This is a genomic window from Rhizobium rhizogenes NBRC 13257 (assembly GCF_000696095.1).
In the GTDB taxonomy this organism is placed as follows: domain Bacteria; phylum Pseudomonadota; class Alphaproteobacteria; order Rhizobiales; family Rhizobiaceae; genus Rhizobium; species Rhizobium rhizogenes.
In genome coordinates, this window is record NZ_BAYX01000012.1 from 213,390 (window position 1) to 222,721 (window position 9,332).

Consider the following 9,332-nt stretch of genomic DNA (forward strand, 5'->3'; position numbering starts at 1 on the left):
CGCATGGCGAGGACGATGACATCCGACACCCGCAAAAAGGACACGCGCGAAAAGATCGAGCTCGGCGGGCTGATCGTCAAAGCCGGGCTGCGCTACGAGAAGCGCGCGCTGTTGCTGGGCGTGCTTCTCGATGCCGCCCGCCGGATCAAAGGCGACGAGGGCGAGCGGTCCAGGCTGACCGCAATCGGCGTGGAGGCCTTCGGCAATGACGATCAATAGGATTGCGCTCGTCGTCGTGCCAGGGACGCTGATGATCCTGGTCGTCATCGGAATGACCGGGATCGAGCAGTGGCTTTCAGGCTTCGGAAAAACCGAGGCCGCGCAACTGGCATGGGGACGGGCGGGAATCGCCTTGCCCTATGGTGCCAGTGCGGCGATCGGAATTCTGTTCCTGTTCGCGAGCGCCGGCTCGATCAACATCAAGCAGGCAGGTTGGGGTGTCCTTGCCGGATGCAGCGGGACGATCCTGATCGCGGCTACACGCGAAACGATGCGCCTTGCCGCTTTCTCGAAGGCGTTTAACGCCGACAAGTCGGTCTTGGCCTATCTCGATCCAGCAACGGCGATCGGAGCGGGCGTACTACTCATGTGTGCCTGCTTCGCACTCCGCGTTGTGCTCATCGGCAATGCGGCGTTCGCACGGGCCGAGCCGAAACGCATTCAGGGCAAGCGGGCGCTCCATGGCGAAGCGGATTGGATGAAACTGACGGAAGCGGCGAAGTTGTTTCCCGATGCTGGTGGCATCGTGATCGGTGAGCGCTATCGGGTCGACAAAGACAGTGCCGGGAGCCAAGCGTTTCGAGCCGATAGCGCCGAGACGTGGGGCGCCGGCGGTAAGTCGCCGTTGCTGTGCTTCGATGGCTCTTTCGGTTCGTCGCACGGGATCGTCTTTGCCGGTTCCGGCGGTTTCAAGACGACGTCGGTGACGATCCCGACGGCACTCAAATGGGGCAACACGCTGATCGTGCTCGATCCATCGAACGAGGTCGCACCCATGGTCTCCGCGCATCGCGGCGGAGCAGGAAGAGACGTGTTCGTCCTCGACCCAAGGAAGCCGGACGTCGGCTTCAACGTCCTGGACTGGGTCGGCCGTTTCGGCGGAACGAAGGAAGAGGATATCGCCTCCGTCGCGTCATGGATCATGAGCGACAGCGGCGGCGCGCGCGGCGTCCGTGACGACTTCTTTCGAGCATCGGCGCTGCAGTTGCTCACGGCGCTCATCGCCGACGTCTGCCTGTCCGGTCACACGGATGAGACGGAGCAGACGCTTCGGCAGGTGCGCATGAATCTTTCGGAGCCGGAGCCGACATTGCGCAAGCGGCTGCAAGACATCTACGACAATTCGGGCTCGGATTTCGTGAAGGAGAACGTCGCCGCCTTCGTCAACATGACGCCGGAAACCTTCTCCGGCGTCTATGCCAATGCGGTCAAGGAAACGCACTGGCTTTCCTATCCGAACTATGCCGCCCTCGTGTCGGGAAAGAAATTCTCGACCAGCGATATCGCCGCGGGAAACACCGACGTCTTCATCAACATCGACCTCAAGACGTTGGAGACCCATTCGGGTCTTGCGCGAGTCATCATCGGCTCGTTCCTGAATGCGATTTACAATTGCGACGGACAGCTCAATGGGCGCGCGCTGTTTCTACTCGATGAGGTCGCGCGCCTCGGCTACATGCGGATCATCGAGACCGCGCGCGACGCCGGCCGCAAATACGGGATTACGCTGACGATGATTTATCAGTCGATCGGCCAGATGCGTGAGACCTATGGCGGCCGGGACGCAGCAAGCAAATGGTTTGAGAGTGCCAGCTGGATTTCGTTCGCCGCGATCAACGATCCGGAGACTGCCGAGTACATATCGAAACGCTGCGGCATGACCACGGTCGAGATCGACCAGGTCAGCCGCAGTTTCCAAGCGAAAGGGTCGTCACGAACGCGCTCGAAGCAGCTCGCGGCTCGACCGCTGATTCAGCCGCACGAAGTCCTACGCATGCGGGCGGACGAACAGATCGTCTTCACAGCCGGCAATGCGCCGCTCAGATGCGGCCGGGCCATCTGGTTCCGGCGGGTTGATATGAGGGCCTGCGTCGGCGACAACCGGTTTCATGCGATCGGCGGAAGGGGGAAGTAAGCTTCGAATTCGACGCCTTCGGTAAAGGCCGATGTAACCAGACCGATTGTAAGATCTGCCGGCGAAGGGGGATAAAGCTTGGCGCAAAAGAACGTCATACCGTTCAGGAGAAATCGGAAGGTCGCGAACGATCGTCACGGCATCAAGGCGTCGCGGCCGACGTCACGTCCTCACCGTTCCCATCGCGGGAAAGGCATTCCGACCGTGATTGTCTGGGCCGTGGTGATCGGCGCCGCCGGCTGGCTGTACCTTGATCGCAATGGTCATCTCGATAGCGCTTCTGCTTTCGTCAGACCGCCTGCGCAAGATGGCCTATCAGCGTCGTTCGTGCTGTGCGGCGACAGCCATCGGACGAACTGCGTCGTCGATGGCGACACCTTCTGGTTCGACGGCCAGAAAATCCGCATCGCCGACATCGATACGCCTGAACTGAGCCCGCCCCGCTGCGAGGCTGAACGGATCAAAGGTGAGGCGGCAAAGTCGCGACTGCTCACGCTACTCAACGCTGGAAAATTCTCGCTGGCGGCCGTGTTCCGTGACGAAGACAAATATGGACGCAAACTCCGAACCGTCTCTCGCGCAGGCAATTCGTTGGGCGATGTTTTGATCGAGGAAGGCCTCGCCCGATCGTGGGATGGCGCGCAACACGGATGGTGCGGGAGCCTTTGACAGCTATCATAGTTTCTCGCACGGGAGGGGGATTGAGGAAAAGGCGGAGTTCGGCAGTGAATACCACCGGCCGAGGGGAGTTCGCACCCGCTTCGCGCCGGTTGCGGTCATTGAAACGGCAAACGGAACCGCTATTGTCAACCCCTCAGGAAATGCATCAGTAGTCCGCTCGGGAACGGGAGGAGGGAACGCCTTCCTTCATGGGGTAAGTTCGAGGGGGTGGCAGAGCCACTCTCATAGCCGCTCCCGCCGGTCGATCCGGAAGGAACGGCTCACACGAGAGGCAAAGACCAGAGGCGGAACGCCGCCTCTGGTCTCGACCTCAATCCTCGCTCGGGTCGAAAAGCTCCTTGTCCTCAAGGCCGATATGCCATCGTTTGTCAGACCACCGGGAGGGGAGGTAGATCTCATCGCCGCCGAAGTGCGCGATGATGATCTTGTCTCCCTCGTGGAACAAACCGAAATCGACCTTGTTGTCGATCGCCAAAAGCAGCGCCGCAGACAGAAATTCGCGCGAGATTTCCTTGGGGAGATGAACTTCAGCGTCGAAACTGCTGCGCAAATGTTCAATCCCGGTCGGCTGTTGATCTGCCAGTTTCCGCTCTTCGCTAACCGGCTGTGTGATGTGATGCTGTGTCATCAGGGTCTCCTTTTCGTTTTCTGACGAAAGGGGTCCGCACCGTAGTCCGTGAGGGGTCAGGGACCGCGGAACGCGGCCGCCCTGCGGCGAGCGGAGGAACCGACTTTCTCTGTGCCGCTTGCGGCGCTGGGAAAATTGGAGGGGGCCGCGATGTCCTTGACGCCGGAACGGCGGGTGCAAGATAGGACGTCAGGGAGAGATAGGACCGCGTCCTGAAAAGGACGCGACCGCTTGCCAGCTCCGATGGCCAAAAGACCTTCCGTCAATCCACCGTCAGCTCCGCTCAGAACTCTTCCCAAGTCTGCTTGACGGCGGCGTTACCGGAAAAGGCCTTGGCGACGGCGCCGACGATCCGGCGCGCCGGCGATGCGACCTGCCGGCTGGATGGGCTGGCCTCGGTGACGGACGCCGGCCGGCGCATGCCTTCGCCAAACTGGAACTGGCTGATCAGGTCGCGAAGCCGTCCTGCCTCACCGGCAAGTGTCGCGCTCGCCGCATTGCTTTCCTCGACCATGGCCGCATTCTGCTGGGTGACCTGATCCATCTGGTTGACGGCAGTGTTCACCTCGGCCAGACCAACCGATTGTTCCCGGGCCGATGTCGCGATCGAGTCCATATGCTGGTTGACGGTAACAATGTAGCCGTCGATGGTTTTCAGGGCGGCACCGGTCTCGCTGACGAGCTTGACGCCATTCTGCACCTCGACCGAGGAGTTTCGGATCAGCTCTTTGATCTCCCTTGCAGCCTTCGCGGAGCGCTGCGCCAGTTCGCGAACTTCCTGTGCGACGACGGCGAAGCCTTTGCCGGCGTCGCCGGCTCGGGCCGCCTCAACGCCAGCATTGAGCGCAAGGAGATTGGTCTGGAATGCGATTTCGTCGATGACGCCGATAATGTTGGAGACCTGCTTCGACGATTGTTCGATCTTTTCCATGGCGTCGACAGCGCTCGCCACCACTTGGCCCGACTGGGCGGCACTGGTATTGGCCTGGGCGGCGATCTTGCGAGCTTCATCGGCGCGCTTGGACGAATTGGCCACATTCACCGTGATCTCGTCGAGGGCAGCTGCCGTTTCTTCGAGCGACGCCGCCTGCTGCTCGGTGCGCTTGGACAGGTCATCGGCGCTGCCGCTGACCTCGCGGCTGCCACTGTCAATGGCGTTTGCCGCGTCCGCGACGGCACTCAGGGTCTCGGCAAGCTGGCCGACGGCACCGTTGAAATCGGCGCGCAGCGTCTCGAATTCGGCAGCAAAAGTCTGCGAAAGCCGATAGGTCAAATCTCCGGTGGCAAGGTGCTTCAGCCCTTCGCCGAGACCCTGCGTGGCTTGTGCCATTGCCACTGCCCGGACGCGATCGCTCTCGGCCTTACGCTGCCGATCCTCTTCTGTCAGGTTGCGCTGCTCCTCTGCTTCCTGTTCGAGGCGGATATTGGCGACGGCATTGGCGCGGAACACTTCGACGGCGCCGGCCATGTCGGTGATCTCGTCGCGGCCGGACATGGGGACTTGAGTGGAATGATCACCGGAGGCGATACGGCCCATAACGGTCGCGAGCCTGATCAGGCGCCGCGTGACGGAGCGCCGGACGTAGAATAGGGCGCTGAGGGCGGCTGCAATCACGAGGAAGCTCGTTGCCGCATTGACGGCGACAGTCTGCTGGGTCACTCCCCGAGACAGTTCCGCGGCATTTCGGGCAGCTTGCTTTTCCTTCGCCGCAATCAGTTTGACGTCGACTCCAAGAATGATGGAGGTCACCGTCAAATCATTCAGCATATCTGCGATCTGGCCATTGAGCTTGGCCTGGTCGGCTCGAAGCGCAAACAGCCCTTCGGGACCTCCGCCCTCGTTCAGGAGAGCCGTGGCAAGCTGTTGCAGCGCTGCACTGCCGCCTGAGGCTTTCAGGCGAGCCAGTATGCTGTCAATCTCCTTGGCGGAGGTATCATATTGATCTTTGATAGCGGGTAGTTCGGTCTCTGGCGCATCTGGTATGGCCGATATCAGGGTCGATATCTGGGCGGCCGCCATCTGGAGGTCGGTCAGGGCGCGGGATCGATCGATGCTGGTGTCCGCCGCTCCGGCCTGTGCGTTGCGGAGCATGGACGCCAGAGACTTGTAACGGGACAGAGCGCTGGCCACGCCCTCCTGCATGTGAAACTTCGACTTGATCCGGTCGGAAGATATGGATGTCAGCTGATTGAGCTTTGGTTGGAGGCTTTGGCTCGTCTTTTCCACCGAATCAAGTAGTTCCGCCGTCACTCCAAGGTCGCGCAAAGCCGTCAGTCGACCGCTTTGACCGGCGAGGATTGCTTCCAGGCGCTTCGAACTTGCGTCGAGCGAAGCGAGATCCGGCTCATAGACGAGATTGGGCGCCTCTGCGAGAAGGATGGCGCTTTCTTGCGCGAAGGCGAGGGATTCGGTGACGGTCGGGAGTGTTCGATCGCCGAGCTCCTTGACGATGCCGGAGCTTTTCATCGAATACCAGGACGAGGAGGCCCCGGCGATGGCTGCGAGGGCCGCAATGCCGACAAAAGCCGCCGTCAAGCGTCCGGCAATCCCAAAATTACGTCGGTCGTTGGAATTCGTTGCTGCTGGTGTCATGGGAGACGGCTCCTTGGAATCGGAGCGACCGCGGGCACACTGATCCCGGCACGCTCGATAGAGTGGGTTGAGTAATTACACTGATGACCTCGACTTCTGACGTTCGCCGGACCAGGCCAACGTCGTGGTAGGCAAGCGGTCAGGGCTTGCCGTACAGGGCCTTGAGGTCGGTGTCGGTCAGACTGCTCGGCATCCAGAATTTTTCTGACAGGTCAGCACGGTAATTCGCTTTTGCCTTCTGGATGTCCCAGCCGTCCGGCTCATAAACATAGCGTTTGTGGATGGCTTTGCCCTCGAGCAGCGCGGCGGCGGCGCGAACAGCCGCGGCTCCCTGTTCCGGCCCATATTCGGTGGCAACCGCGTCAACCCCGGTTTCGATCCATTTCTGAAGAAAGCCGTTGTTCACCTCTCCGGTGATCGGCGGAACTTTTGCGCCATATTGCTGGAAGACGTCCATACATGCGCGGCTCATATCGGCGCCCGATGACCAGATGCCGTCGACCTTCGGGTTTTCGAGATAAAAGGTCTCACACACCTTGTGGCCATAATCATACGACCAGAGACCAGCATCTTCGGCAACGATCTTGATATCGGTACCCTTGATGGCTTCGAGCAGGCCTTTGTAGCGATTGATGTCTTCGGGATGGGTGGGAAGTCCGCGCAGGACCCAGATATTGCCCTTTCCTTCGAGTTCCTTGACCAGGAATTCTCCCGAAACCTTTCCGAAGTTCTCGCCGCCGCCCTGAATATCAACGGTGTATTTGTCGGTTTTGGTAAGCCCCGTGTGCACGATCACGGGAATACCGGCATTGACCGCTCTGTCGATGCCTGCGTCGGCGGACGTCGGCGAAACCGGCGTAATGATGATGGCATCGACCTTCTGGGCGATCAGCTCATCGATGTCGGCAATTTGCTTGGCCTGACTTAGATTGGCGTCGAGCAGCACGAACTGCGAAATACGCGGATCGCTCTTGGCAGCCGCCTGCGATTCGGCGGCCATTTGAGCAGCCCAGGTGTTGGCGTTGACGCCAAAGTGGCTCATCCCGATTTTCCAGGGGCTCGCCTTCTTGAATTTGTCGGCTGGTATCGTGCCCTCGTCGCCCGAACGAGCGACTACGCCGGTCATCAAGTCGACGTCTTCCGCTCTGGCACCATGGCTGAGGAGAAGTGCTACCCCCAACAGGAAGGCGTATTGTTTCTTTTTCTCGAACCCGAGCACAGTCTTTTTCCTCACGTATCTTGACGATGGCGACGATCACCAACCGGTTGAACAACTTCAGTCATCGGATGCATATCGGATGTTGCTACCGCGATAGACCTCGCGAGACGCAAGGCTTTCACCCGCATTGCGACTGTCCACGTGCGGAGTGATTTCACTCCGACTTCTCTTCATTTCGGCTTGATATGCGAGAATTGCCGCCTGCGTTCGTTCGGCTTGCTTGAGAACCCCAAGCAAACTTTCGGCCGCCTTGAGAAAGCGTGCACCCTCTCGCTCCGCACTCTCGATCAGCGCGCGTTGCTGCGCGCTGTAGGTTTGTTCCAAGGGAAAGTCGATAATTTCTGCCATGCCTTAGACTTCCTATTTCCCCAGCAAATCCCGATCGGTTGCCGAAAACTCCATCCCGGATGGACCCTTGCGACAGAGGAATCGAGCCTGATTCGCACGACTTCGTCTCGCCCAAACCGATCGTGGGATAATAGTTATTCAGAGAGAATGAATATTAGCTTAAAGTCTTAACGATGTCGCCGGGATCATTCCCGGAATGACGTTCAAGGCCGCGTGCGTCGGAGCCGGGATATTACGATTACTCGGACTAGAACGGCGCCGTACCATCCGCGAGAGGATCGTCACGCGAATGCGCGGAGACCGTCTCGGGCTCCGCGAGTGCCAGCGAGTAGAGCCGTGCGGCTGAGCCGTCTCGCCCAGCTAGTCCCCCCTATCTCGCGAAACATCACGGCGATGAATCGATCGGCTTTCAACGATTCAAAACTGTCGTTGGACGCATTGGCGGGGATCGGCGATTCTGTCTGCATGGTCACGCAACCCTACCAGCTCTATGTCGAACGAACGGACCCAGCCAAGAACATGGCCCGTTTCTACGCCATGCAGATTTCGGTTTCCTTGTTCGGGGAAACCTGTCTGACGCGAAGGTGGGGAAGGATAGGAACGTCAGGGCAGACAAAGGTCCACCATTTCCAACGGGAGGAAGAGGCGGTCAGCCTGTTCCTCGATCTGACGCGACAAAAAAGAACACGTGGCTACCGACCGAGGGCGGCCAACCATCGCGCTATGCGCTAATAGCAGGGCTACCGGCGGGAGATAGCAGTGAAAAAGACGGGCCGTGGCGACCCTTGCGTCATTCGCGCCGGTTCCAGTCGGTCTCGAACCAAACCTCGATCTCGACGAAGAACGGGATCTTGATTGCGAGCTTCAGGCCGAGCTTTCCCTTCCGGAAGAAGTGACTGATCACCTTGCCGAGATTGCGGAGCCGGCGGCCCGTGGCTGCGAGGAACTTTGCGAGCTGTTGCATGGCAGGTTCTCCTTTCGAATTGCTGGTATCGCGGGGATCGAAAGCAGACCTCGAAGGAGGGCCGCACCGGAACGGTCGAAGCGCGAGCGGAGAACCTGGAGCCGCCTGAATTTTGATTGCGCGAGGAGCCGCATGCGCCGGGGAAAATTCTGGCGGCGCAAGGTTGCGGCGTGACGCAAGGGCTGCAACATCCGCTGACGTAGATGACAGCTGCGTCGAAAGGAGAGATGCGACGGCGCGGTGCTCCTCAGGCGGAAAGCGCTGGAATCGGGGACCCTGATAGCCGAACGGAGCTCGGCTCTGAAATGAGAAGGGAAGCCGCCTCAGAAGGGCGGCTCGGCCTCGATGGCACCGACCTGCTCGGCGAGCTCGGCCCGTGCAAGTTCAAGCTCGCGCTCGATCTGGCGGCGCTCGGCCGCATCGCATGCGTTGTTCAGCTCAGCCCGCAGTTCTTCGATGTGCTGTTCGATCGTCATGGTCTCATCTCCTTGAGTTCGTGAAAGACGAGCTTGCAGGAGCGGGACGGGATGGCGGGGTCAGGGATCGCGACGCGACCGCCGGAGGCGGCGGGTGGGGGAGCCGATTTCGTGTTGGCGCCACAGGCGGCGGCGCGAAATTGGGGGAACCGCTCGTCCTTGAGGCTGCCATCCCGGCCCGGCACCATCGGGCGATCTGAGCGGCTATCCCGGTTTCCGTATGGCACCGAAAAAAGCCGGGAGCGGGCTCGACGCCTGGTTCCGGCTTCACATTTTGACGGGAGAGGCC

10 protein-coding genes are annotated in these 9,332 nt (G+C 60.2%); 4 read left to right on the forward strand and 6 right to left on the reverse strand.

All coding sequences use genetic code 11. The features are described from left to right. Positions 1-3 precede the first annotated feature (3 nt). From traD to RRH01S_RS25455, 3 genes are all read left to right on the forward strand, one after another. Positions 4-219 (forward strand): type IV conjugative transfer system coupling protein TraD, encoded by a 216-nt coding sequence (gene traD, locus RRH01S_RS25445; RefSeq protein ID WP_042475001.1) that lies wholly within the window; start codon positions 4-6, stop codon positions 217-219. Next, on the forward strand, positions 206-2,134 hold the full coding sequence (traG, locus tag RRH01S_RS25450) for a Ti-type conjugative transfer system protein TraG (RefSeq protein ID WP_042475005.1): 1,929 nt from the start codon (positions 206-208) through the stop codon (positions 2,132-2,134). Before traD ends, traG begins: the two co-directional genes overlap by 14 nt. Before the next feature lie 243 nt (positions 2,135-2,377). Next, a complete protein-coding gene (locus RRH01S_RS25455) occupies positions 2,378-2,803 on the forward strand; it encodes a thermonuclease family protein (RefSeq protein ID WP_178128729.1) in 426 nt (141 codons plus the stop codon). Positions 2,804-3,125: 322 nt separating this feature from the next. Here RRH01S_RS25455 and RRH01S_RS25460 read toward each other — a convergent pair whose 3' ends face one another. The 4 genes from RRH01S_RS25460 to RRH01S_RS25475 form a co-directional block, all read right to left on the reverse strand. Beyond that, positions 3,126-3,443, reverse strand: a complete 318-nt coding sequence (locus RRH01S_RS25460) for a hypothetical protein (RefSeq protein ID WP_042475012.1) — start codon at positions 3,441-3,443, stop codon at positions 3,126-3,128. Between the two features lie 283 nt (positions 3,444-3,726). Further along, entirely contained in the window at positions 3,727-6,036 is a 2,310-nt protein-coding gene (locus RRH01S_RS33225) for a methyl-accepting chemotaxis protein (RefSeq protein ID WP_234711743.1), read from the reverse strand. A 139-nt stretch (positions 6,037-6,175) separates the two neighbouring features. Then, positions 6,176-7,255, reverse strand: coding sequence for a substrate-binding domain-containing protein (locus tag RRH01S_RS25470; protein WP_042475015.1), 1,080 nt, complete (start codon positions 7,253-7,255; stop codon positions 6,176-6,178). 57 nt (positions 7,256-7,312) lie between these two features. Then, positions 7,313-7,603, reverse strand: a complete 291-nt coding sequence (locus tag RRH01S_RS25475; RefSeq protein WP_042475019.1) for a hypothetical protein — start codon at positions 7,601-7,603, stop codon at positions 7,313-7,315. Between the two features lie 537 nt (positions 7,604-8,140). Here RRH01S_RS25475 and RRH01S_RS34910 point away from each other — a divergent pair. Beyond that, complete coding sequence (locus tag RRH01S_RS34910) at positions 8,141-8,335, forward strand: WGR domain-containing protein (RefSeq protein WP_234711746.1); 195 nt, start codon at positions 8,141-8,143, stop codon at positions 8,333-8,335. A gap of 58 nt (positions 8,336-8,393) precedes the next feature. Here RRH01S_RS34910 and RRH01S_RS34515 read toward each other — a convergent pair whose 3' ends face one another. Both RRH01S_RS34515 and RRH01S_RS34520 read right to left on the reverse strand, forming a co-directional pair. Further along, positions 8,394-8,567 (reverse strand): hypothetical protein, encoded by a 174-nt coding sequence (locus RRH01S_RS34515; RefSeq protein ID WP_165586814.1) that lies wholly within the window; start codon positions 8,565-8,567, stop codon positions 8,394-8,396. Positions 8,568-8,890: 323 nt separating this feature from the next. Beyond that, the gene (locus RRH01S_RS34520; protein ID WP_165586815.1) at positions 8,891-9,043 is read right to left on the reverse strand and encodes a hypothetical protein; all 153 of its coding nucleotides are present in this window, start codon (positions 9,041-9,043) and stop codon (positions 8,891-8,893) included. Between the last annotated feature and the right edge of the window lie 289 nt (positions 9,044-9,332).